This is a genomic window from Acidovorax sp. LjRoot117, from assembly GCF_964252695.1.
Classification (GTDB): Bacteria; Pseudomonadota; Gammaproteobacteria; order Burkholderiales; family Burkholderiaceae_C; genus Acidovorax.
Window position 1 is genome coordinate 786,805 of sequence record NZ_CAXUPO020000001.1, and the last position, 22,742, is coordinate 809,546.

The 22,742-nt window shown below is 67.1% G+C and carries 20 protein-coding genes; 9 read left to right on the top strand and 11 right to left on the bottom strand.

All coding sequences use genetic code 11. The features are described from left to right. Positions 1 to 10: 10 nt before the first annotated feature. The 9 genes from ACSQ3D_RS03750 to ACSQ3D_RS03790 all read right to left on the bottom strand — a co-directional run bounded on the left by ACSQ3D_RS03750 (position 11) and on the right by ACSQ3D_RS03790 (position 13,251). Positions 11 to 2,473: a hypothetical protein gene (locus ACSQ3D_RS03750; RefSeq protein ID WP_436125964.1), complete on the bottom strand. Its 2,463-nt coding sequence runs from the start codon at positions 2,471 to 2,473 to the stop codon at positions 11 to 13. A gap of 210 nt (positions 2,474 to 2,683) precedes the next feature. Further along, entirely contained in the window at positions 2,684 to 3,730 is a 1,047-nt protein-coding gene (locus ACSQ3D_RS03755; RefSeq protein ID WP_436125965.1) for an ABC transporter ATP-binding protein, read from the bottom strand. After that, positions 3,727 to 4,728: an ABC transporter ATP-binding protein gene (locus ACSQ3D_RS03760; RefSeq protein WP_056415147.1), complete on the bottom strand. Its 1,002-nt coding sequence runs from the start codon at positions 4,726 to 4,728 to the stop codon at positions 3,727 to 3,729. The genes ACSQ3D_RS03755 and ACSQ3D_RS03760 overlap by 4 nt, the downstream gene beginning before the upstream one ends. 125 nt (positions 4,729 to 4,853) lie before the next feature. Further along, complete coding sequence (locus ACSQ3D_RS03765) at positions 4,854 to 5,765, bottom strand: ABC transporter permease (RefSeq protein WP_056415145.1); 912 nt, start codon at positions 5,763 to 5,765, stop codon at positions 4,854 to 4,856. Positions 5,766 to 5,894: 129 nt separating this feature from the next. Continuing rightward, positions 5,895 to 7,478: an ABC transporter substrate-binding protein gene (locus tag ACSQ3D_RS03770; RefSeq protein ID WP_436125966.1), complete on the bottom strand. Its 1,584-nt coding sequence runs from the start codon at positions 7,476 to 7,478 to the stop codon at positions 5,895 to 5,897. Between the two features lie 84 nt (positions 7,479 to 7,562). Continuing rightward, on the bottom strand, positions 7,563 to 8,780 hold the full coding sequence (locus ACSQ3D_RS03775; protein ID WP_056415138.1) for a M20 aminoacylase family protein: 1,218 nt from the start codon (positions 8,778 to 8,780) through the stop codon (positions 7,563 to 7,565). Positions 8,781 to 8,951: 171 nt separating this feature from the next. Beyond that, complete coding sequence (locus ACSQ3D_RS03780; RefSeq protein ID WP_056415135.1) at positions 8,952 to 9,932, bottom strand: ABC transporter permease; 981 nt, start codon at positions 9,930 to 9,932, stop codon at positions 8,952 to 8,954. A 138-nt stretch (positions 9,933 to 10,070) separates the two neighbouring features. Continuing rightward, positions 10,071 to 11,651: an ABC transporter substrate-binding protein gene (locus ACSQ3D_RS03785; protein WP_056415132.1), complete on the bottom strand. Its 1,581-nt coding sequence runs from the start codon at positions 11,649 to 11,651 to the stop codon at positions 10,071 to 10,073. Positions 11,652 to 12,204: 553 nt separating this feature from the next. Further along, positions 12,205 to 13,251, bottom strand: a complete 1,047-nt coding sequence (locus tag ACSQ3D_RS03790) for a porin (protein WP_056415129.1) — start codon at positions 13,249 to 13,251, stop codon at positions 12,205 to 12,207. 317 nt (positions 13,252 to 13,568) lie between these two features. Here ACSQ3D_RS03790 and coq7 point away from each other — a divergent pair, with 317 nt between their 5' ends. Further along, on the top strand, positions 13,569 to 14,186 hold the full coding sequence (gene coq7, locus ACSQ3D_RS03795; RefSeq protein WP_056415127.1) for a 2-polyprenyl-3-methyl-6-methoxy-1,4-benzoquinone monooxygenase: 618 nt from the start codon (positions 13,569 to 13,571) through the stop codon (positions 14,184 to 14,186). Between the two features lie 141 nt (positions 14,187 to 14,327). Here coq7 and ACSQ3D_RS03800 read toward each other — a convergent pair whose 3' ends face one another. Then, positions 14,328 to 14,777, bottom strand: coding sequence for an OsmC family protein (locus ACSQ3D_RS03800; protein WP_056415123.1), 450 nt, complete (start codon positions 14,775 to 14,777; stop codon positions 14,328 to 14,330). 371 nt (positions 14,778 to 15,148) lie between these two features. Between ACSQ3D_RS03800 and ilvA the strand changes: the two genes are divergently transcribed. The 3 genes from ilvA (at position 15,149) to ACSQ3D_RS03815 (ending at position 18,238) form a co-directional block, all read left to right on the top strand. Further along, positions 15,149 to 16,708 carry a threonine ammonia-lyase, biosynthetic gene (gene ilvA, locus ACSQ3D_RS03805; protein ID WP_056416255.1) on the top strand — a complete coding sequence of 520 codons (1,560 nt, stop codon included), beginning with the start codon at positions 15,149 to 15,151 and terminating at the stop codon, positions 16,706 to 16,708. Positions 16,709 to 16,799: 91 nt separating this feature from the next. Further along, positions 16,800 to 17,606: an adenosylcobinamide-GDP ribazoletransferase gene (gene cobS, locus ACSQ3D_RS03810; protein ID WP_436125967.1), complete on the top strand. Its 807-nt coding sequence runs from the start codon at positions 16,800 to 16,802 to the stop codon at positions 17,604 to 17,606. Then, a complete protein-coding gene (locus ACSQ3D_RS03815) occupies positions 17,603 to 18,238 on the top strand; it encodes a histidine phosphatase family protein (protein ID WP_436125968.1) in 636 nt (211 codons plus the stop codon). The genes cobS and ACSQ3D_RS03815 overlap by 4 nt, the downstream gene beginning before the upstream one ends. Before the next feature lie 68 nt (positions 18,239 to 18,306). Here ACSQ3D_RS03815 and ACSQ3D_RS03820 read toward each other — a convergent pair whose 3' ends face one another. Further along, positions 18,307 to 18,762 carry a type II secretion system protein N gene (locus tag ACSQ3D_RS03820; RefSeq protein ID WP_436125969.1) on the bottom strand — a complete coding sequence of 152 codons (456 nt, stop codon included), beginning with the start codon at positions 18,760 to 18,762 and terminating at the stop codon, positions 18,307 to 18,309. A 9-nt stretch (positions 18,763 to 18,771) separates the two neighbouring features. On the opposite strand from ACSQ3D_RS03820, the gene gspG reads away from it, so the two are divergent. The 5 genes from gspG to gspK all read left to right on the top strand — a co-directional run bounded on the left by gspG (position 18,772) and on the right by gspK (position 22,657). Further along, positions 18,772 to 19,263: a type II secretion system major pseudopilin GspG gene (gene gspG, locus ACSQ3D_RS03825; protein ID WP_056415109.1), complete on the top strand. Its 492-nt coding sequence runs from the start codon at positions 18,772 to 18,774 to the stop codon at positions 19,261 to 19,263. A 493-nt stretch (positions 19,264 to 19,756) separates the two neighbouring features. After that, positions 19,757 to 20,191, top strand: coding sequence for a prepilin-type N-terminal cleavage/methylation domain-containing protein (locus tag ACSQ3D_RS03830; protein WP_436125970.1), 435 nt, complete (start codon positions 19,757 to 19,759; stop codon positions 20,189 to 20,191). Further along, positions 20,188 to 20,586 (top strand): type II secretion system minor pseudopilin GspI, encoded by a 399-nt coding sequence (gene gspI / locus ACSQ3D_RS03835; protein ID WP_436125971.1) that lies wholly within the window; start codon positions 20,188 to 20,190, stop codon positions 20,584 to 20,586. The genes ACSQ3D_RS03830 and gspI overlap by 4 nt, the downstream gene beginning before the upstream one ends. A 320-nt stretch (positions 20,587 to 20,906) precedes the next feature. Next, on the top strand, positions 20,907 to 21,584 hold the full coding sequence (locus ACSQ3D_RS03840) for a type II secretion system protein J (protein ID WP_396503596.1): 678 nt from the start codon (positions 20,907 to 20,909) through the stop codon (positions 21,582 to 21,584). Continuing rightward, entirely contained in the window at positions 21,581 to 22,657 is a 1,077-nt protein-coding gene (gene gspK / locus ACSQ3D_RS03845; protein ID WP_396503434.1) for a type II secretion system minor pseudopilin GspK, read from the top strand. Before ACSQ3D_RS03840 ends, gspK begins: the two co-directional genes overlap by 4 nt. Positions 22,658 to 22,742: the final 85 nt, after the last annotated feature.

Here is a 22,742-nt window from a genome sequence, read left to right on the forward strand (position 1 = left end):
GCGGCGCCGGTCACACCGCCGCGGGGGCTGCGGTGTCGTAGGTGAAACGCACCGGCTCCTGCACTCTCACGGCCAGGTCGGCGCCGACGTGCAGCGCAAACAGGAACTGCCCGCCGCTGCGCGCAGCATCGAGCTGCACCGGGATGCCCACACCTTCGTGGGCGTTGCGCGGCGCAGGCAGGAACACGTCAGCGCCTTCGACCGCGTAGTTCACCTGCAGCACGATGCCGCCTTCGCCGTCGCTCGACAGCGCGTATTCGATGCGCTCCGGCCCCATCAGCCGGCCGGGGGTGCCGTCGGGCAGGCGCAGCGGGCTCTGCTGCGACATGAGCACCTGCTGCACCCCGGCCAGCACGTTCTGGTTGGCCAGGCGCGACACCTTGAGCCCCAGCGCCTCGTTGCCCCCCGCCAGCTCGCGCAGCTGCGCGGCCGCGGAGCGCACGCTGGCGGCCTTGTCGGGATGGTCCTTGTCGATCATGGGGCGCACGGCGCCGCTCGCATCGGCCACGGTGTAGCTCGCGCGCGTCAGGTCCTTGACGAAACCCTCGCTCACGCCACCCGCCTCATGCTCCCGGTCGTTGCCGGGCGCAGCCAGCATGGCGTCCAGGTTGTCCTGCACGGCTCCTTGCACCGCCGGGCCGCCAGTGCCCGAGCGCACGACCACCGCGTTGTCCCCCACACGCACGGCGCTGAACACGTCGCGCACCACGCCCGCCGGGGCCGGTGCTCCGTCCCAGGCGGGCGCGGGCACCGCGGCCCCCAGCTCGCCCAGCCGCTGGTCGACGCAGTGCTTGAGCATGCCCAGGTCGGTGGCCCGGTCGAACATCTGCCGGCCCAGGCCGCTGTCGTAGCCCTCCATGGCATCCGAGCCGCCCAGCAGCGGCATGGCCGCCGACGCGAGTTCGTCGGACAGCGCTTCGGCGGCCGGGCTGCCCAGCCGGGCGGACAGCGCCTGCAGGGCCGGGGTGTCCAGGTCTTTGATGGCGTGGCCCACCAGCTTTTCGCGGAAGGCCATCACTTCGTCCGCGCCCTCGACCTTCATGCCCAGGCGGATGTGCACGTCGAGGGCCGCATTGGCAGCGGGCTGGGCCATGCCCAGGCCGCGCAGCAAACCTGCGGTGTCGCCCTGCGCGAGCGCCTGCAGCGCGGGCTGCATGGCCTGCGCGCCTGCGTCCATCGCTTCGGAGCGGCGGCGCGTGGCATCGGCCGCGATCTCGGCCTGCCCCGCCTGCACGCCCAGGCCGCGCAGGCCATCGCCCAGGCTGTGCAGCTGTCCGGCACTCAGCTCGGGCAACTGCGACAGGTGGGTCGGGTTCAGGTAGGCCTGCAGATGCCCTTGCAGCTGCGCGACGGGCGCCTCCAGCGCAGCCGGGAAGTGCATGCCGTGGATGTCGCAGTGCGCGCGCAGCTCTGCCAAAGCACTGCCGGTGGCGGCGATGTCGCGCGCCACGGCCTGCGGCGCATGGAGCATGCCGCTCGGGTCGTCTTCGGACGGCAGGCGGCGCGCCAGCAGCGCGGCCGTGCCGTCGGCCACGGCCTTTTCGAGCTTTTCGGCGCGCACGCCGATCGCGCCGCTCACCACGAAGCGCGCGGCCGTCGGGTCTTCGGGGCCGATCTGCGCGGTCGTGTGCATCAGCGCATGCAGCTCCTTGCTGGGCAGCAGGTTGATGACCTGGGCCATGGGCACGACCTGGGCCGGGTCGCCATCGCCCACACGGGCCTCCACGGCCTGCAGCACCAGGGCGCGCTGCATTTCCTTAATTTCCTTGTCGGGCAGGTGGCCGAAGCCCTGGTCGCGCAGCACCTCGCGTGCGGTGTCGTAGACCTGCTGGAAGGCCCGGCCCGTGATGCCGGTGTCCTGCGCCTCCTTGGCGGTCATCGCGATGGCCAGGTCCAGGTCGCCCTGCAGCGCGGCCATGCCCTGGTCGATGGCATGCTGCTCCATGGCCGAGCGCACGGCAGCGAGCACGGGGTCGCCCTTCAAGGCACTGTTCTCCGCCATGACGAGGCCCTTGTGCAGGGCCTGGCGCTCATCCGGGGTCATCTGCTGGAGCTGGGCGGTGGTGCGTTCGCGCACGACGGTGTCCAGGCTGGCGCCGCGGCTGGTCACCGGGGCGGCCACGTCCCGCAGGCCGCCCAGGAGCTTCTGCGCGGCCGCGCCGTCGGCCTGGTGCGTCGATGAATGCGAGATGGCGCCCAGCAGCTGGCCCATGTGCGCGCTGGTGGCCTCCAGGCCCGCGCGGAATTTGGACTCGGTGCGCACGCCATGGGGCGTGACCGCATTGAGCACCCGCGACGCGATGTTCTGTATGCCCCGCCCGATGTCGGAGAGCACGTGGCCCAGGCTGCGCGGCGCCTGGGCAGGTGCCTGCTGCACACTGCGGCCGCCCAGGCTGCCGACCGGGCCTTGCTGAAAATTGTGCTGCAGCGAGATGCCGTGCAGCTGTGCGCCGGCGTTGACGGGGGATGACATGGCGGGAGACGTCCTTTCACGCCGTGAGTAACCAGACCCCGGCGGGCGTTCCATCCCGCGCCACAAATTTCACCGCTTGACAACGGCCGTGCGCAACGCAAGGACGGACATGTGCGCCGCGCAGCGCCCGGTGCGACGCCCTCCCCGCCGCACCACGAAAAAATGGCTCCCTGGGGAGCCCTTGCCATCATCGCAGCGCGGTAGCGCGGGCTAGATGCGCCCTTCTTCCACCGCGTGGCACGCGATGCGGATGCCGCCGATGTTCAGCAGCGCGGGGCGCTCGGCCCGGCAGCGCTCGTTCACATGCGGGCAGCGGGGGTTGAAGGCGCAGCCGGGCGGCGGGTTCAGCGGGTTGGGCACTTCGCCCTGCACCGGTGTGCGCGCCTTGCCGGTGTCGTGCATCTTGGGGATGGCATCGAGCAGCATGCGCGTGTAGGGGTGTCGCGGCGTGTCGAACAGCGTGTGCTTGTCGGCCAGCTCCACCAGGCGGCCCAGGTACATCACGCCGACCTGGTCGCTCACGTGGCGCACCACGGCCAGGTTGTGGCTGATGAACAGGTACGTGAGCTGCCGCTCGCGCTGCAGGTCCTTCATGATGTTGAGCACCTGCGCCTGCACCGACACGTCGAGCGCCGAGGTGGGCTCGTCGCACACCAGGAACTCGGGTTCGGTGGCCAGGGCGCGGGCAATGGAGATGCGCTGGCGCTGGCCGCCGGAGAACTGGTGCGGGTACTTGACCATGTCCAGCGGCGACAGGCCCACGGACTTGAGCAGCTCGCCCACGCGTTGCTTGAGCTCCGCCTTGTCGGTGATGAGCCCGTGCTCCTTGAGCGGCTCGCCGATGATGTCTTCGACCAGCCAGCGGGGGTTCAGGCTGGCGTACGGGTCCTGGAAGATCATCTGGATGCGGCGGCGCATGGCGCGGGCATCGTTGCCCTTGAACGCGGCGTGCGCATCCTGCTTGTCGAACGTGAGGCCGCCGCGCGTGGGCTCGTACAGGCCCACCAGCAGGCGGGCCACGGTGCTCTTGCCGCAGCCGGACTCGCCCACCAGCGCCAGGGTCTTGCCCTTCTCGATCTCGAAGCTCACACCGTCCACCGCATGCAGCAGCGTGCGGGGCTTGCGTTCGATCACGCGGTTGAGCCAGGGTGCCGACACGTCGAAGGTCTTGGCGAGGTCGTGCGCCTGCACGAGGGCGGTGCTTTTCGCCGGTGTCGACGCCGCGGCGGCGTGGGTCGTGGTGGTGGCGGCGCTCATGCGGTCACTCCGGCGGAGGCGGCAGCGGTCGTCGCGGATGCACCGGCGTGCAGCCAGCAGGCAGCGCGGGTGGAGCCTGCCGGCATCAGGTCAGGGCGTTCGGTCATGCAGCGGTCAAAGGTCTTGGGGCAGCGGGGGTTGTAGGCACAGCCCTTGGGGATGGCGTTCAGGCGGGGCATGGCACCGTCGATCTGGTTGAGGCGTTCGCGGTCCTGCTCCATGTCGGGGATGGAGGCCATGAGCCCGCTGGTGTAGGGGTGCGACGGCTTGTTGATCACATCGTGCACCGGGCCGATCTCGGCCACGCGGCCCGCATACAGCACGGCCACGCGGTCGCAGGTCTCGGCGATCACGCCCATGTCGTGGGTGATCAGCATCACGGCGGCGCCGCGCGATTTGCAGATGTTTTTCAGCAGCGTGATGATCTGCGCCTGGATGGACACATCGAGCGCGGTGGTGGGCTCGTCGGCGACGATGAGCTTGGGCTCGGCCGCCAGCGCCAGGGCGATCACCACGCGCTGGCGCATGCCGCCGGAGAACTGGTGCGGGTAGTGGTCGATGCGCTCTGCCGCAGCTGGAATGCCGGTGTCCTGCAGCAGCGCAATGGCGCGCTGGCGGGCCTCGGCGGGCGTCACAGGCAGGTGGGCCAGGATGGTTTCGGTGAGCTGGCGGCCCACGGTGTACAGCGGGTTCAGCGAGGTCAGCGGGTCCTGGAAGATCGCACCGATGCGGCGTCCGCGGATGTGGCGCATCTCTTCATTGCTGAGGTTGTCGATGCGCTGGCCTTCCAGCAGGATCTGGCCCGAGGCGACGCGGCCTGGCGGCTCCAGCAGGCCGATGATGGCCGCGCCCGTGAGCGATTTGCCGGCGCCGGACTCTCCCACCACGCCCAGGATCTCGCCGGGCGCGATGGAAAAGGAGATGTCGTCCAGGGCGCGCAGGGTACCGCGGCGGCCCGGAAATTCGACAACGAGGTTTTTGACTTCGAGAAGACTCATGGGTGTACCGTTTTTATCTTTGGAGGCACGAGGCAGTGGTTTCGCCGCCGGGCCGCCCCAAGGCGAAACGCGCCTCCGTGGGGGGCAGCGACGACACGACAGTACGGAGCGTGGGGGCCATATGCTCAGCGCAGGCGTGGGTTCAAGGCGTCGCGCAGCCAGTCGCCGAGCAGGTTCACCGACAAGGCGATCAGCACCAGCATCGCGCCGGGGAATACGGTGATCCACCATTCGCCCGAGAACAGGTAGTCGTTGCCGATGCGGATCAGCGTGCCCAGCGAGGGCGAGGTGGGCGGCGCGCCCACGCCCAGGAAGGACAGCGTTGCCTCGGTGATGATGGCCGTGGCGACCTGGATGGTGGCCAGCACCAGCACCGGGCCCATCACGTTGGGCAGCACGTGCTTGCGCATGATGCGCAGCGGCGACACGCCCGTTACGCGGGCGGCCTGCACGTATTCCTTGTTGCGCTCGACCAGCGTGGAGCCGCGCACCGTGCGCGCGTACTGCACCCAGCCGGTCAGCGAGATGGAGATGATCAGCACGCCGAAGGCGAGCGACTCGTGCGCATTGGGAAACAAGGCACGGCCCACGCCGGCGATCAGCAGCGCCACCAGGATGGCGGGGAAGGACAGCATCACGTCGCACAGGCGCATGAGCACCGCATCGATCCAGCCACCGCGAAAACCCGCCAGCAGGCCGAAGGCCACGCCCACGACCACCGACAGCACGACGGACGCCAGGCCCACGACGAGCGAGATGCGCGCGCCGTAGATAAGTGCAGACAGGATGTCGCGCCCCTGGTCATCGGTGCCCAGGGGGTATTTCATGGAGCCTTCGGCGCTCCAGGCAGGTGGCAGGCGGGCGTCGCTGAGCTCGAGCGTGGCCAGGTCGAAGGGGTTGTGCGGCGCGACCCATCCGGCAAAGACCGAACAGAACACGCAGATCAGTGCAATCGCGGCAGCCACCATCGCCACCGGCGAGGTGCGAAAGCTGTAGCCGACATCGCTGTCAAACCATCGGGCAAGGGTTGTTTTCATTGTGGGAACCAGTAAACAGGCACCACCGCTGGGCCCGGGTAGCGGCTTCGCGGTGGTGTGGATGGTCAAGAGAACCGGTTGTCGTTCTCTCGATGTTTCGTTCTACGGACGGTCTTTTTTACCAAGCGCTTACTTGTTGATGCTCATCCACTTGAAGTACATGAAGTTGTCGGCCATCTGCACGAGCTTCACGTTCTTGTTCACACCCCAGGCCAGTGCCTGCTGGTGCAGTGGCAGGTGGCCGATGTCGGCGCTGTGCAGGTCGAACGCTTCCTTGATCATGGCGTCGCGCTTGGCCTTGTCGGTCTCGACCAGCACCTTCTTGGTCAGCTCGTCGAGCTTGGGGTTGCAGTAGGCGCCCAGGTTGAACTGGCCCGCACCGCCCTTTTCGTCCGGACAGATCATGAGCGCGTTGAGCGCGTTGTGCGAGTCATAGGTGGTGGGCGTCCAGCCCAGCATGTAGAAGCTGGTGTCGCGGCGCAGCACCTTGGGGAAGTAGGTGCCCTTGGTCTCGGCCTGCAGGTTGATCTTGACGTTGATGCGCGACAGGTTGGCGGCCACGGTCTGGCAGATGCGGCCGTCGTTCACGTAACGGTCGTTCGGGCAGTTCATCGACACTTCAAAACCATTCGGGTAGCCCGCTTCGACCATCAGCTTCTTGGCCGCTTCGACGTCGTACGGCAGGCGCTTGGTCTCGGGCTGGAAGCCGTTGATGCCAGGGCCCACCATCAGCGCGGAGGGGTTCGAGGCGCCGCGCATCACGGTCTTCTTGATGCCTTCGATGTCGATGGCCTGGTAGAAGGCCTGGCGCACGCGCTTGTCCTTGAAGGGGTTCTTGCCCTTGACGTTGGAGTACAGCAGCTCGTCGCGCTTTTGGTCCATGCCCAGGAAGATGGTGCGCAGCTCGGGGCCGGTCACGGCACGCGTGTTGGCGCCGCTGTTGACGCGGTCGATGTCCTGCACCGGCACGGGCTCCATCACGTCCACTTCGCCCGACAGCAGTGCCGCCACGCGGGTGGCATCGTTGGAGATGGGGGTGAACACCACCTCGCTCACGTTGCCCTCGATCTTGCCCCAGTAGGAGCCGTTGCGTACGAACACCGAACGCACATTGGGCTGGCGCTCGCGCAGGCGGAAGGGGCCGGTGCCGTTGGCGCGGAACGAGGCTGCGTTCTCGATGCCCTTGCGGCGGTCCACGGGCATCACGGCCTGGTTGGTCTCGCACCACTTCTTGCTCATGATGAACGAGGTCGTGATCACGTCCGGCAGGATGGGCTGCGGCGCGACGGTTTCGATCTCGACGGTGTGGTCGTCGATCTTGCGCACCTGCTTGATGTCGCTGTTGGTGGCCTTCATGTCGGAGCCTTCGCCCTTCATGCGGCCGAAGCTGAACACCACGTCGTCGGCGGTGAAGGGGGTGCCGTCATGGAACAGCACGCCCTTGCGCAGCTCGAAGCGCCACACGGTGGGCGCGGTCTGCTTCCAGGCCGTGGCCAGTGCGGGCGCGACGCTCAGGTCCTTGTTGCGGCCGACCAGCGGCTCGTACACGTTGCTGGTCACGCTCAGTTGCAGCGATTCGTTGAGCGAGTGCGGATCCATGGACAGCGCGTCACCCTGGTTGGCGATCCGGATGGTCTGCGCGCCGGCAACCATGCTGCCTGCAGCCATCGCAACAAACAATGCAGCCAGGGTGGCTTTCTTCTGGAATTTCATGGAAATCTCCTCGTAGTGGAAAAGGATGCGTAAGGGGTGTACATCCAGGGGGATGGGTTCTGGCGCGGCGCGAAGCGGGTGCTGTCAGGGCGTTGCCAAGGGCATCGACTGCTCGATCAGGCTCGCATGCAATGCGGAGCCCAGCGGCAGGATGTCGTCGTTGAAGTCGTAGCGGCTGTTGTGCAGGGCGCTGCCGCTCGCGCCCGTGCCCTGGCCGATGCGCAGGTAGGCGCCGGGCCGGGTCTGCAGCATGAAGGCGAAGTCCTCTGCGCCCATGCTGGGCTCCAGGTCGCGCACCACATGGTCCGCACCCAGCAGGGATTCGGCCACGTCGCCGGCGAAGACGGCTTCGCTCTCGCTGTTGATGGTGGCGGGGTAGATGCGTTCGTAGTGCACGGTGGCGGTGGCGCCAAAGCCCAGGGCAATGGCGTTGCACAGCTCCTTGAGGCGTTTTTCCACCATCTCCTGCACGACAGGGTCGAAGGTGCGCACGGTGCCCACGAGCGTGGCGGAGCCGGGCAGCACGCTGAAGGCGCCCAGGTCGCCCGCCTGCGCAGCGCAGATGCTGACCACGGCGCTTTCGATGGGGCGCACATTGCGCGAGACGATGCTTTGCGCCGCCGTGATGATGTGGGCCGCCACCAGCAGCACGTCCACCGTCTGGTAGGCATGGGCCCCGTGGCCGCCGCGCCCCGTGATCTCGATGGTGAAGCGGTCGGCCGCGGCCATCATGGGACCGGAGTTGATGCCCACCGTGCCGGGCTTCATCGCCGGCCAGTTGTGCATGGCGTAGATCGACTGCACCGGGAAGCGGTCGAACAGGCCGTCCTCCATCATCACGCGGGCGCCGGCAAAGCCCTCTTCGCCGGGCTGGAACACGAGCACGGCCGTGCCGTCGAAGTTGCGGGTCTCGGCGAGGTAGCGCGCAGCGCCGACCAGCATGGCTGTGTGGCCGTCATGGCCGCAGCCGTGCATCAGGCCCGGCTTGCACGACTTCCAGGAGAAGTCGTTGTGCTCGGCCAGCGGCAACGCATCCATGTCGGCCCGCAGCCCGACCATGCTGCCGCTGGAGATGCTGCGGCCGCGGATCAGGGCGACGATGCCGGTGCGGCCGATGCCATCGTGGATCTCGTCCACGCCGCACACCTTGAGGGCTTCTTTCACCCGCTGGCCGGTGTAGACCTCTTCAAAACCCAGCTCGGGGTGCGCGTGCAGATCGCGGCGCAGAGCGGTCAGCTCGGGATGGAACTGCGCGATGTGCGCAAACGCCCGGCCTCCAGCCTTGTATTTCAGCGACTGCATTTCAAGCGTCCAGGAAGTTCGAGTAACACCCACAGCCGGCGAAACCGGCGCGGCCCAGGCCAGCACTCCCGCGCAAGGGCCGCCCCGCCGCGCAGGCGGCGTGTCCAGCCCTTGCGGTGGGAGCGTCCCCCCTCAGGGAGGATGGCGCGAAGCGACTCAGGGGGGAGTTCATCAGTGCCCCCCTGCCTTGCCCACGCGCAGGCGCGGGTCCACGGCAAAGTACAACAGGTCGACCACGAGGTTGATCACCACGAAGATGAGGGCGATCAGGCACAGGTAGGCGGCCATCACGGGGATGTCGGCGAAGGTCACGGCCTGGATGAACAACAGGCCCATGCCGGGCCACTGGAACACGGTCTCGGTGATGATGGCAAACGCGATCAGGCCGCCCAGTTGCAGGCCGGTGATGGTCATCACGGGCACCAGGGTGTTCTTGAGCGCGTGACCGAAGTGGATGGCCCGGTTGGACAGGCCGCGGGCACGTGCGAACTTGATGTAGTCGGTGCGCAGCACTTCCAGCATCTCGGCGCGTACCAGCCGCATGATCAGCGTGAGCTGGAAGATCGCCAGCGTGATGGCGGGCAGCGTGATGTGGTGCCAGCCCTTGGCCTTGAGCAGGCCCGTGCTCCACCACCCCAACTGCACCACCTCGCCGCGGCCGAAGCTCGGGAACCAGCCCAGCGTGACCGCGAACACCAGGATCAGCAGGATGCCGATGAGAAAGGTCGGCAGCGAGACGCCCAGCAGGGACAGGGTCATGAACAGCTGACTGGTGAACGTGCCGCGCTTGAGCGCCGCATACACACCCATCGGAACGCCGAGGGCGAGCGCCAGGACCGCAGCCACCAGCGCCAGCTCCAGCGTGGCCGGGAAGCGCTCTGCAATGAGGCGGGACACCTTGGCGCCCTGGCGCAGGCTCAGGCCGAACTCGCCCTGCGCCGCGTTCACCAGGAAGTGCCAGAACTGCACGAAGAAGGGCTTGTCCAGGCCCAGGGACGCGCGCAACTCCCGGATCTGGTCAGCGGTGGCATCCTGGCCCAACAGGAACACCACGGGGTCCCCGACATACTGGAACAGCATGAAGGAGATGAAGGCCACCGTGACCATGACAATCACAGCCTGTATCAGGCGGCGCAATATAAAGGCAAGCATCGGGAAGTCGAGTGAGTGTTCGATAGGGACGCCGCAGCCACTTTTGATGGCCGGGGCGCCGGTGGGCAATACGTCGTCAAACTAAACCAAAGAGAGCAAGGGCCTTGGGGCCCTTGCTCTCAGTGTGTCGAGAATAAATCAGTTCACCTTGACCGTACGCATATCCACGCGGTTATCGGCGCGATGGACGAGCTCCACGTTCTTCTTCATGGCCCATGGGATCACCTGGTCATGCAGGGGCAGATGGGACACGGTGTCGTTGGACAGCTGCAGCGCTTCGGTCAGCATGCGGGTGCGCACGGGCGCGTCCGTCTCGGCCTTGATGCGGTCGACCAGATAGTCCATGCGCTGGTTGCTGTAGCGGCCCACGTTGTAGTTGCCGTCGCCGCCCTGGCCCACCGAGCGCGTGAGCGACTGCAGGCTGTACAGCGCGTCGAATGTCGGCACGCCCCAGCCCAGCATGTAGATGCTGGCTTCGTAGCGCTGGATCATCGGGAAGTAGTTCACCAGCGGCAAGGTGCGCAGCTTGGCCTTCACGCCCACGCGCGACCACATCGCGGTCACGGCCTGGCAGATGGCTTCGTCGTTGATGTAGCGGTTGTTGGGGCAGGCGAAGTCCACCTCGAAGCCATCAGGGTAGCCGGCTTCGGCCAGCAGCTTCTTGGAAGCCTCCACGCTGTACGGGAAGCGCTTGCCCACGGCTTCGGTATAGCCCGCCACCTGGGGCGCCACGATGGTGCCCGTAGGCTTGCCCAGGCCGCGCATGATGTTGCGCGAGATGGTGTCCGCGTCGATGGCCTGGTACAGGGCCTTGCGCACGCGCACATCCTTGAGCGGGTTCTTGCCCTTGATGTTGGAGCCCGGCAGTTCTTCGCGGAATTGGTCCATGCCCAGGAAGATCGTTCGGTTCTCGACGCCGTCGATCACCTTGAGGTCGGGGCTGGCGCGCAGGCGTCCCAGATCCTGCGGCGTGGGGTCGAGCACCAGGTCGACTTCACCCGAGATCAGTGCGGCGATCCGCGTCGCATTCGACTTGATCGGCGTGTAGGTGATCTCGGTCACGTTGCCGTCCATCTTGCCCCACCAGTTGGGGTTGCGCTTGAACACCATCTTCACGTCGGGCTGCCACGATTCCAGGGTGTAGGGGCCGGTGCCCATGGCATTGCGGTGGGCAAAGTTCTCGTCCGAGCCCTTGATGTCCTTGGGTTCGACCGACTTGTTCTTTTCAGCCCAGGCCTTGCTCATGATGCGCAGCTCGGTCATCTGGCGCAGCAGCACGGGGTTGGGTGCCGACAGGATCACGTCGAAGGTCTGTGCGTCGACCTTGGCGACCTTGCTGATGCCCTGCACGTAGGGCGTGAAGTTGGAGGTCTTGGCCATCGCACGCTGGATGGAGTAGACCGCGTCGTCGGTGGTCAGGGCCGAGCCATCATGGAACTTGACGCCCTGGCGCAGGGTAAAACGCACCTGCGTGGGGCTCACTTCCTTCCAGGAGGTGGCCAGGATGGGCTCCACTTCAAACGTCTTGCTGTTGTAGTAAACCAGGGTCTCGTACACGTTCGCGTGAATGCCGTTTTGCAGCGCATTGTTCTGGGAATGGATATCCCACGTCGCGATTTCTCCCTGGCTTGCCCATTTGAACGGCTTGGCTTGCAAGGCTGGCGACGCCAGCACGGCTGCAGCTGCGGCCATCGACAAAAGACTGTATTTGAGTTTCATGGAACCCTCTGTATTTAAAAGTTTTACTATGCAGTAAAGGTTGCTCTATAGCCAACGGGAAATCCCTGAATCCCGGGTGTCCCGAAGGGCCTATGGAAGCCGTTTTGAACCTGTAGCGCATGCAAAGTTGGTGCCAGCGAGCGCTCAACACGCCGAGGTGACGATGTGATCGCTGCGAATCCCTCCGATCGGGACCCACCAGCGACAGAAAGCGCTGTCCTGGCAGCCTTTGATGGCCTCGGATGTGCACGGAGTTACCACCGATATGCCACCGAAAAACATCCGGCTACCCGGATTCTGAGTGAGGCCTCACGCGCCCGACATCGGGCGCAGTGAACCAGCACGGTAGACGCCACGCGACCTGCGCCAGCGCCCCATTCGGGGGATTCAGTGCACCCCTTTTCACCCCATTTCTTCAACCCACCCCTGCCAAGACGATGCACATCGAATAATGAACCGTCGTCCGAACGATTCGAACGGACAAAAAAAAGCCACCCGAAGGTGGCTTTTTCTTTGCTTTGATATCTCCACTGGCCATAAGCCAGCGTTGATATTAGAAGCTGTGACGGATACCGAAGTCGTAACCGCTGGAGTTACGACCAGCTGCGGTCACTGCGTTGTTCAGAGCGATGGCGGAGCCATTCTTGTTCTTCACAGCAGCAACGGTAGCGTACACGGCGGTGCGCTTCGACAGGTTGTGGACATAACCCAGAGCGAACTTGTTCGCACGTGGATCTGCACCGGGGACTTCGATTTCGTACGTGGAGTACGACAGGCGGATTTCGCCGGCGCCAACAGGAACCAGACCACCGATCAGGAAGCCCTTACCTTCAGGTCCGTTCTTCACGTCGTCTTGGTTGTAGTGAGCCATGATCTTGGCCATGCCCAGATCGTACTGACCACCCAGGTTCCAGCTCTTGATGTCTGCATTCAGGAACTTGGTTTGCGAGAGAGCCAGGGCCACATTGATGGGGCCGTTAGCGTAACCAACGCGAGCTGCCAGGCCGTTGCCGTCCTTCTTGTTGGCAGCGTTGCTCAGGTTTTCACCCATGTAGTACTGTGCTTGGCCGTAGAAGCCGCCCAGGTTGCCTGGCAGGAAGTAGCCGATGGCGTTCGAAGCGCGGGTGTTGGTTGGGCCACCCAGGTTAGCCGTTTGGGTCACGGTCGTGCCAACGCCGTTCGTGCCGAACGGATCGAACACGGTCAGGTTCCAGAATTGGGGAGTGTAGTCACGACCCAGACGCAGTTCACCGAAGCCGCCGTTCAGGCTGACCGTCGAGCGACGGTTGAAGGTCAGGCCGCCGCCAGTGCTGGTAGCTGCTTGGTTGTTGGTGTTGGTAACGCCGCCGGTGCCGTTGTCGTTGTTCACGCCAGCTTCCAGCCAGAAGGAAGCAGACAGACCGCCACCCAGATCTTCAACGCCACGGAAACCCAGACGGCTGCTGTTGTAGCCGGAGTTCGTCAGTTGCGAACGGTTAGCGACGCTGCCGTTACCGTAAGCGTAGGTTGCATCAACCACGCCGAACAGGGTCACGGAAGATTGAGCCATTGCAGCGCCGGAAGCAGCCAGCACAGCCAGGGCAATCAGGGATTTTTTCATTGCGAGTTACTCCAAGGTTAAACATAGGGCGCCGGTACGGGGGGTCTATGGTGAATGCACACCTGCACAGTCCCGCCGGTTCCCCGGGCCAACCTCCTGGTGGGGAAGTTGCTCTTATTGCACCAGACCCGGCCGGGTTTCGCAAAGGAATTCACCCACAATCGGCCCGAAAGGGGAAATCCGTTGCAGTGTTGCAACATTTAAGTGTGGAGCGGCAAAATGGCCTCTTCGCCTTGCGCCAAGTCCAAAAACAAGGGCCTGCACATGTATCCATATGCAACTTGTGTTTCCATACCCTTGTCAATCCGAAAGCAACCATGGATTCTTTGCTAACCGCTGCGGACCACGCGCTCCGCACGCTTTTTGCCAAACCCCGCGCCAGCGCGCCCACGCCAGCGCAAGGCATGGCCGAGCCCTCGCTGGACCCTGCACAGAAACGGCTGGCAGGCGCCCTGATGCGCGTCAACCATGTGGGCGAGGTGTGCGCCCAGGCTTTGTACACGGCCCAGGCGGCGGTGACGCGCGACGCCGGTCTGCGCGCGCACCTGCTCGAAGCCGCCCGGGAAGAGACGGACCATCTGGCATGGACGCAGCAGCGCCTGGATGCGCTGGGCTCCCGGCCCAGCCTGCTCAACCCCCTGTGGTTCACGGGGGCATTCGCGCTCGGGCTGGTGGCGGCCAAGATCAGCGACCGGGCCAGCCTGGGGTTCGTTGCGGAAACAGAAAAACAGGTGTCCGCACATCTGGCGGGCCATTTGAAGCGGCTGCCGGAGCAAGACCTGCCCTCGCGTGCCGTGGTAGCGCGGATGAAGGACGATGAGGAGCGCCATGCCGCCCAGGCCCGGGCCTCGGGCGCGATGGACCTGCCGCTGCCGGCCCGCGCAGCGATGAGGGTGGCGGCCAAGGTCATGACGACCACCGCACATTACATCTGAGCAGGCCCGGGGCCGGGGCCGCCCCCAGCGCGCACCTGCCACGTGGCCCAGTTGGCAATCGGATAGGACAGAAAGGAACGGGCCTCCAACCCTGGCTGCGTCATCCGCATCGCGGGCGACGCTTCCGTGGCTTCAGTGCCATCAGGCCTCGATCACCTCGAAACCGGTGGTGATCTCCGCCGTCTTGCCCAGCATGATGCTGGCCGAGCAGTATTTGTCGTGGCTCATGGCGATGGCCCGCTCCACGGCGGGTGCCGGGATGCCCTTGCCCGTCACCGTGAAATGCATATGGATCTTGGTGAACACCTTGGGATCGGTCTGTGCGCGCTCGGTGGTCAGCTTGACGCTGCAGCCACGCACGTCGTGGCGGCCGCGCTTCAGGATCAGCACCACGTCGTAGGCCGTGCAGCCGCCCGTGCCCGCCAGCACGGTCTCCATGGGCCGGGGCGCCAGGTTCTGGCCGCCGTTGGCCGGGTTGGCGGCATCGGGCGCGCCGTCCATGGTGAGGACGTGGCCGCTGCCGGTCTCGGCCACGAAGCCCATGCCCGAGCGCGTTCCTGCGCCACCGGTCCAGCTGACTGTGCATTCCATTGATGTTTCTCCTTGATGACGTGGTTTTTTTCGCACGGATTGACCGCGCGGCGGGAATTTGCTGCAGATTTTGCTGCATCGCAACAAGTCTCGCGGTAAACTTCTGGACATGCGCTGCTTTTTTCAGTGATTGCTGAAGATGCAGACGGCACGGCCTGAAGTGCTCCGCTTTCACGGCCTGCCACGCACCGATTGTCTCCTCCATCTCCTCAAAGGATGGATTCAGCCCCTGGCCTCACGGCCCGGGGCTTTTTTTTGCCCGGCTGCTTGTGGCCACGGGCGGCACGCAGCCCAGGTTCCGCCCCCAAAAGCCCACCCTCTATGATGTGGGCCCCGCCAACCGGCGGCGCTCCACTGCCTGCCTGCCCGCCATGACCCAGCACCTGACTCCCGCCGACTACCTCAAGAAGATCCTGACCGCCCGCGTGTACGACGTGGCCGTCGAGTCGGCGCTGGAGCCCGCCAACAACCTGAGCCGGCGCCTTCACAACAAGGTGCTTTTGAAGCGCGAAGACCAGCAGCCGGTGTTCAGCTTCAAGCTGCGCGGTGCCTACAACAAGATGGCGCATCTCACGCCCGAGCAGTTGCAGCGCGGCGTGATCTGCGCGTCGGCCGGCAACCATGCCCAGGGCGTGGCCATGAGCGCCCACAAGCTGGGCACGCGCGCGGTGATCGTCATGCCCACCACGACACCGCAGCTCAAGATCGATGCGGTCCGCACTCTGGGCGGCGATGTGGTGCTGCACGGCGAGAGCTACTCCGACGCCTACGAACACGCGGCCCGCCTGCAGCAGGAGCAGGGCCTCACGTTCGTGCACCCCTTCGACGACCCGGATGTGATCGCAGGCCAGGGCACCATTGCGATGGAAATCCTGCGCCAGTTGCAAAGCCTGGGCAGCAACCAGCTCGACGCCGTGTTCGTGGCCATCGGCGGCGGCGGGCTGGTCTCGGGCGTGGCCAACTACATCAAGGCCGTGCGGCCCGAGATCAAGGTGATCGGCGTGCAGATGAACGACTCGGACGCGATGATCCAGTCCGTCAACGCCCACCAGCGCGTCACGCTGCCCGACGTCGGCCTGTTCTCGGACGGCACGGCCGTCAAGCTCGTGGGTGAAGAGACCTTCCGGGTCGCCAGCGGCCTGGTGGACGAGTTCATCACCGTAGACACGGACGCCGTCTGCGCGGCCATCAAGGACATCTTCGTGGACACGCGCAGCATCGTCGAGCCCGCCGGCGCACTGGCCGTGGCGGCGATCAAGCAGTACGTGGCCGAGCACAAGACCACGGGCGAGACCTACGCCGCCATCCTGTGCGGCGCCAACATGAACTTCGACCGCCTGCGCTTCGTGGCCGAGCGCGCCGAAGTGGGGGAAGAGCGCGAAGCCCTGTTCGCCGTCACCATCCCCGAGGAGCGCGGCAGCTTCCGCCGCTTTTGCGAAGTGGTGGGCGGCCTGCCCGGCGGCCCGCGCAACGTGACCGAGTTCATCTACCGCATCAGCGACGAGTCCCGTGCGCATGTGTTCGTGGGCCTGACCACCAACGGCCGGGGCGAGTCGACGGAGATCGCCGGCAACTTCGGCCGCCACGGCTTCGAGGCGCTGGACCTCACCCACGACGAACTGGCCAAGGAGCATTTGCGCCATCTGGTGGGCGGCCATTCGGCACTGGCGCAGGACGAGCGGCTGATGCGCTTCACCTTCCCCGAGCGCCCCGGCGCGCTGCTCAAGTTCCTGAGCCTGATGCAGCCCACCTGGAACATCAGCCTGTTCCACTACCGCAACCAGGGCGCCGACTATGGCCGCATCCTCGTGGGCATGCAGGTGCCGGCCGAGGACAAGGCCGCGTTCGACGCCTTCCTGGCCACGCTGGGCTACCCGTATGTGGAAGAGACGCTGAACCCGGCCTACCGCCTGTTCCTGCGCTCCAAATAATGCACAAAATGGCCTCTACCGCTTGATAGACAAGCGCTAGAGGCTATAAAAATAGTAGCAAACCCCCACCGCACTCCAGGTCACGCACGCCATGCAAGCCCTGCGCCACTACCTGCTGGCCGTGCAGTTCTTCACCCGCATTCCGGTCACCGGCCGGCTGGCCGACTGGGTGGGCTTCAGCCCCGCCATGTTGCGCGCCAGCGCGGCGCACTTTCCGGGCATCGGCTGGCTGGCGGCGCTGCTGTCGGTGGCCGTCTATGCGGCCCTGCACTGGGCGCTGGCTCCCAGCCCGTGGGCCCCCGCCGTGGCGGCGGTGCTGTGCACGGTGGCCACCGTGCTGATGACGGGCGGCTTCCATGAAGACGGGCTGGCCGATGTGGCCGACGGCCTGGGCGGCAGTGCAGACCGGGAGCGCGCGCTCGACATCATGAAAGACTCGCGCATCGGGGCCTACGGTGCCATGGCGCTGGTGCTGGCCCTGCTCGCCAAGCTCAGCCTGCTGGCGCTGCTGGGCGCCCACGGCCTGCTGGCCGCCACGTCGGCCCTGGTGGGCGCGCATGTGCTGTCGCGCCTGTGGCCGCTGTTCATCGTGCGCAGCCTGCCGCATGTGGGCGACACGGCCCGCTCCAAGAGCAAGCCGCTGGCCGACCAGATCTCGGGTGGCGCACTGGCCGCTGCCGTAGCCTGGTGCCTGGTGCCGCTGGCGCTGGTGGCGTATGCCCAGCCAGCGGTCTATCTGACGGCCTCCATCGCATTGAGTGGCGTGTCGGCGGCCTGGATGGCGCGCTGGTTTGCGCGCCGGCTGCAGGGCTTTACCGGCGACTGCCTGGGCGCCACGCAGCAGGTCAGCGAGATCGGCTTTTACCTGGGCGCAGCGCTGGCCCTGCGCTGGATGTGAAACATCCACAGACCGGCACGGCCGCCGTACGCGGCCCCCGCCTCTGGCTGGTGCGCCACGCCCAGCCGCTGGTGGCACCCGGCACCTGCTACGGGGCGCTGGATGTACCTGCCGACGCCGCAGCGACACACGCCGCGGCAGCACGCCTGGCGGCCGCCCTGCCCGGCCAGGCGCGTGTGCACCACTCCACGCTACAAAGATGTGAGCAGCTGGCGCAGAGCCTGCAGGCGCTGCGACCCGATCTGGCAACACAACCCGATGCACGGCTGGTCGAAATGGATTTTGGCGCCTGGGAAGGCCAGGCCTGGGACGCCATCGCCCGTGCGGAGATCGATGCCTGGACCGCCGACTTCGCCCGCTACCGCCCGGGCGGCGGCGACAACCTGGCCTCCGTGCTGCAGCGCGTGGCCGCGGCGCTGGGCGCCGACGGCAGCCCTGCCGCCAGCCATGTGGACCACGTCCATGCCCCATCCGCGAGCGGCACCGTGCCGGATGTGGTGTGGATCACGCACGCCGGGGTAATCCGCTGCGTGGCCTGGCTGCGCGCCCACGGCAGTGCACTGCCGCGGTCAGACGAATGGCCCGTGGCAGCGCCCGGCTGGGGCGAGTGGGAGACTTTGGGATTGACCTGAGCGGCTGCACCCAGATGCTCGAGGGGAAAGCAGCACACTGGAACGCTTTTACGCGTTCTTGCACCGCGTCAATTCTTGAGCGGCATGTCCAGCGTGAGCGTGGCCGGGCCATCCATCGAGCCGCCCAACTGCGCCTGGCGCGGGCCCAGCGCCTGCAGCACCAGCCCGTCGTCCACCGCGGCCCCCACCCGGAAGGGCTTGGCGGGCTTGCCATCCACCACGATCAGCGCCGCACCGCCGCCGCTGGCGCGGCCCGACAGAACGCCGATCAGCGAGAACCGGCTGGCCAGTGTGGCTACCGGCGCAACGGGCGCGGCCCCCGCCGCCGAAGGCACGGCGCCCAGCAGGCGGGCCAGCGCCTGCGCGTCGGGCGCGACGGCGGCCGGGAGCACCACGGGCGCCGCCGTACCCGCGGCCGGTGCCGACAGGCGCATGCCCCAGAACACCACGCTGGCGCCCGCCGCCGCCCAAAGCGCCAGAGTCCCCAGGCGCACGCCCCATTTGCTGTGTGAATTGGTCACCATGCGGGGATTATGATTCACGCGATCCGACCATCCGAGAGACCGCCAGCAGTGAACACTTCCTTTCCTCTCCTCTTGCGCTCCGCCCGCCGCAGTGTGGCCCGGGGCTTCACCCTCATCGAGCTGATGGTGGTGCTCGTCATCATCGGCGTGCTGGCCGCCCTCATCGTGCCCAATGTGCTCGAACGCGCCGACGATGCGCGCGTCACCGCCGCGCGCACCGACATCACCAACATCATGCAGGCGCTCAAGCTGTACCGCCTGGACAACCAGCGCTACCCCACGGCCGAACAGGGCCTGCAATCGCTGATCATCAAGCCCTCGGCCGGCCCCGTGCCCAACAACTGGAAGCTCTATCTGGAGAAGCTGCCCAACGACCCCTGGGGCCGCCCTTACCAGTACCTCAATCCCGGCATCAAGGGCGAGATCGACGTGATGTCGTTCGGCGCGGACGGCCAGTCCGGCGGCGAAGGCAAGGACGCGGACATCGGCAGCTGGCAGTGAAGATATGGCCCCCACGGTCGCGCACTTGCGTGTCGCTCCCTGCCCCCCGAGGGGGCCCAGCCCGCCTTCGGGCGGCCGGGCGGCGGGCTGATATGGCCCCCACGGTCGCGCACTGCGTGTCGCTCCCTGCCCCCCGAGGGGGCCCAGCCGCCTTCGGGCGGCCGGGCGGCGGGCTGATATGGCCCCCACGGTCGCGCACTGCGTGTCGCTCCCTGCCCCCCGAGGGGGCCCAGCCCGCCTTCGGGCGGCCGGGCGGCGGGCTGATATGGCCCCCACGGTCGCGCACTGCGTGTCGCTCCCTGCCCCCCGAGGGGGCCCAGCCCGCCTTCGGGCGGCCGGGCGGCGGGCTGATATGGCCCCCACGGTCGCGCACTGCGTGTCGCTCCCTGCCCCCAAGGGGGCCGCGTTCCGCCTTGGGGCGGCCCGGCGGCCCTCCCACCGAGCCGATGTTTCCGGCCCCGCTGCGTGATGTGCATCGCTAGGCCCTGACTCCATGTCTCCTCGCTCGCGCGGCTTCACGCTGCTGGAACTGCTGGTCGTCATCAGCATCATCGCCCTGGCCACGGCCGGTGTGGGCATCGCCATGCGCGACAGCGGCCAGACGCTGGTCGAGCGCGAGGCGGCGCGGCTGGCCGCGCTGCTGGAGTCGGCCCGCGCCCAGTCCCGCGGGGGCGGCATACCGGTGGTGTGGCGTGCCAACCCGCGCGGCTTCCAGTTCGAAGGCCTGCCGCCCAGCGCACAGGCCGCCCTGCCCACCCAGTGGCTGGACGCCGGCACTGCCGTGCGCGGCCCTGGCGTGCTGGTGCTGGGCCCGGAGCCCCTGATCGGCCGGCAACAGGTGTTGATTACGCACCAGGCATTTCCGGAGCGCACGCTGAGCGTCGCCACTGACGGCGTGCGGCCCTTCACCGTCGAGACCGTGCAGTGATTGGCGATCCAAGGCAGGTTGCACTGCGCCCGCAGCCAAAGCAACACCAGCAGGGCTTCACGCTGGTCGAGGTGCTCGTCGCGCTGAGCATCGTGGCCATCGCCCTCATGGCGGGCCTGCAGGCCACCACGGCGCTCACGCGCAACGCGCTGCGCCAGTCGGACATCGTGCTGGCCCAGTTGTGCGCCGAGAACGAGCTGGTCAAGGCCCGGCTGTCGCGCCAGATGCCCAGCGTGGGCGACAGCACGCTCACCTGCGAGCAGGCGGGCCGGCAGCTTACCGTGGCCGTGATCGTGCGGCCCACGCCCAACCCGAGCTTTCGGCGGGTGGATGCGCAGGTGCTGGATGGGGAGAACTCCATCCTGCGGGTCTCGACCATCATCGGAAGGTATTGATGCCCCCCCTGAGTCGCTTCGCGCCTTCCCCCCGTGGGGGGGACGCACCCGGTGGCCTGGCGAAGCCAGTTCCACGGGTGCCCTCGCCTTGCGCCGCGCCGGTTGAGACGGTCGCGCGTGGATTCACGGCGGTAGGACTCCCGCCTTACACCGGCGGTGGGGACGAACCCGACGGGATGGCAGAACCATCTTCACGGGTGCACTTGCATCACGCCGCGCCTGCTCCGTGCGGCCTCGCGTGCCATCCACCCCAACCGTTCGGGCTGAGCTTGTCGAAGCCTCGCGCGGCGCTTCGGCCAGCTCGTCGGAAATGGCTCTGTATTTTTCAACGCAGATCTGCCTCGAAGGCCGCACGCGGCTTCACGCTGGTCGAGCTGCTGCTCGCGATCGCGGTGATGAGCCTGCTGGCCATCCTCAGCTGGCGCGGGCTCGATGGCATGGTGCGGGCGCAGGAGATCACGCGGCAGCGGGCCGATGAGATGCTGGTGCTGCAGTCGTCCCTGGGCCAGTGGGGCACGGACCTCGATGCACTGATGCCGATTGCCAACACCACGCCGCTCGACTGGGACGGCCAAGTGCTGCGCCTGACGCGCCGCACCAGCGCCGTGCCCGACGAGGGCGCGCTGGTGGTGGCCTGGACGCTGCGCGGCGCGCAGGGCGCGGGCCAATGGGTGCGCTGGCAATCGCCCCCGGTGCGCACGCGCGCCCAGTGGCAGGAAGCCTGGGCGCTGGCCGCCCAGTGGGCGCGCACCCCTGGCGACGCGGAGCGGCGCTACGAGATGGCGCTGCTGCCGCTGCAGGACTGGCAGATCTTCTACTACCGCGGCGGTGCCTGGTCCAACGCGCAGTCGAGCAGCGGCACGACCACCGCCGAGAGCACCACGGCCGCCATCCCTGACGGCGTGCGCCTGCAGATCACCCTGCCCCCGGGCCAGGCGCTGGTCGGGCAGCTCACGCGCGACTGGGTGAACCCGCTGCTGGGCGGAGGCCGGACATGACCCCCCGCCCGCACAGCCCCACCGACCTGCCGACCGGACGCGCAAGCCCTGCCGCAGCCAGACCCCGGCCGGCGCCGCGGCGTGCGGCAGGAGCGCGCCGGCTGCACCAGGCGCGCGGCGCGGCGCTGCTGCTGGCCATGCTCACCGTCACCCTCGTGGCCACGTTCGCCGCGTCGGCCATGTGGCAGCAGTGGCGGGCGGTGGAGGTCGAGACGGCCGAGCGCGCGCGCGTGCAGTCGGCATGGATCCTCATCGGCTCGCTCGACTTCTCGCGCCTGATCCTGCGCGAGGACGGCCGCTCGGGCGGCGCGGACCACCTGGCCGAGCCCTGGGCCGTGCCGCTGCAGGAGGCGCGCCTGTCCACCTTTCTGGCCGCCGACAAGAACGTGAGCCAGGTCGACGATGCCAGCACCGACACCACAGAGGCGTTCCTCTCGGGCCAGATCACCGACGCGCAGGGGCGGCTGAACCTGTCCAACCTAGTGGTCAACGGCAAGGTGCAGGACGTGGGCCAGCGGCAATTCATGCGGCTGTTCGAGCGGCTGGGCCTGCCGCAGCAGGAACTGAGCGCACTGGTGGACGGCATGCAGCGCGCCCAGGCTGCAGGCAGCGGAGACAGCGGCAATGCCCCGCTGATGCCGCCATCCATCACGCAGTTGGGCTGGCTGGGCCTGTCGCAAAGCACCGTCCTCGCGCTCACGCCCCATGTGTCGTTGTTGCCTCCCAACACTCCCGTCAACATCAACACGGCCGGCATCGACGTGCTGCTGGCGGCCATCGCCGGCCTCGACATGGCCAGCGCCCAGAAGATCCTGCAGGTCCGCGAGTCGCGCCACTTCCGCACGCTGTCCGAGGTGCGCGAACTGCTGGGCGCCACCATCGACATCCCCGAAAGCACGCTGGCCGTGGCCTCGTCGTACTTCGAGGTGCGCGGCCGGCTGCGGCTGGGCGATGCCATGGTGGACGAGCGCTCGCTGGTCCGCAAACAGGGCATCGAGGTCACCACCCTGTGGCGCGAACGCGGGGCCTTCGACCGTGAATCCGGCCCCGGCACGGCCCAGGTGCCGCGATAGAACCTGCGCCCAGACGCAGCGGATTGGAGACACCTGGGCGGCGTTGGCCCGACAGTGTCAAGTCCGCCCTCTAAAATGGCCCGCA

Bases quoted from the DNA above. Each gene is read 5' to 3' on its own strand.
- ACSQ3D_RS03775 (WP_056415138.1), bottom strand. From the start codon at position 8,780: ATGCAGTCGCTGAAATACAAGGCTGGAGGCCGGGCGTTTGCGCACATC.
- ACSQ3D_RS03770 (WP_436125966.1), bottom strand. From the start codon at position 7,478: ATGAAATTCCAGAAGAAAGCCACCCTGGCTGCATTGTTTGTTGCGATG.
- ACSQ3D_RS03750 (WP_436125964.1), bottom strand. From the start codon at position 2,473: ATGTCATCCCCCGTCAACGCCGGCGCACAGCTGCACGGCATCTCGCTG.
- gspK (WP_396503434.1), top strand. From the start codon at position 21,581: ATGACCCCCCGCCCGCACAGCCCCACCGACCTGCCGACCGGACGCGCA.
- cobS (WP_436125967.1), top strand. From the start codon at position 16,800: ATGCAAGCCCTGCGCCACTACCTGCTGGCCGTGCAGTTCTTCACCCGC.
- ACSQ3D_RS03780 (WP_056415135.1), bottom strand. From the start codon at position 9,932: ATGCTTGCCTTTATATTGCGCCGCCTGATACAGGCTGTGATTGTCATG.
- ACSQ3D_RS03800 (WP_056415123.1), bottom strand. From the start codon at position 14,777: ATGGAATGCACAGTCAGCTGGACCGGTGGCGCAGGAACGCGCTCGGGC.
- ACSQ3D_RS03820 (WP_436125969.1), bottom strand. From the start codon at position 18,762: ATGGTGACCAATTCACACAGCAAATGGGGCGTGCGCCTGGGGACTCTG.
- ACSQ3D_RS03755 (WP_436125965.1), bottom strand. From the start codon at position 3,730: ATGAGCGCCGCCACCACCACGACCCACGCCGCCGCGGCGTCGACACCG.
- ilvA (WP_056416255.1), top strand. From the start codon at position 15,149: ATGACCCAGCACCTGACTCCCGCCGACTACCTCAAGAAGATCCTGACC.
- ACSQ3D_RS03785 (WP_056415132.1), bottom strand. From the start codon at position 11,651: ATGAAACTCAAATACAGTCTTTTGTCGATGGCCGCAGCTGCAGCCGTG.
- ACSQ3D_RS03760 (WP_056415147.1), bottom strand. From the start codon at position 4,728: ATGAGTCTTCTCGAAGTCAAAAACCTCGTTGTCGAATTTCCGGGCCGC.
- ACSQ3D_RS03790 (WP_056415129.1), bottom strand. From the start codon at position 13,251: ATGAAAAAATCCCTGATTGCCCTGGCTGTGCTGGCTGCTTCCGGCGCT.
- coq7 (WP_056415127.1), top strand. From the start codon at position 13,569: ATGGATTCTTTGCTAACCGCTGCGGACCACGCGCTCCGCACGCTTTTT.
- ACSQ3D_RS03830 (WP_436125970.1), top strand. From the start codon at position 19,757: ATGTCTCCTCGCTCGCGCGGCTTCACGCTGCTGGAACTGCTGGTCGTC.
- ACSQ3D_RS03765 (WP_056415145.1), bottom strand. From the start codon at position 5,765: ATGAAAACAACCCTTGCCCGATGGTTTGACAGCGATGTCGGCTACAGC.
- gspG (WP_056415109.1), top strand. From the start codon at position 18,772: ATGATTCACGCGATCCGACCATCCGAGAGACCGCCAGCAGTGAACACT.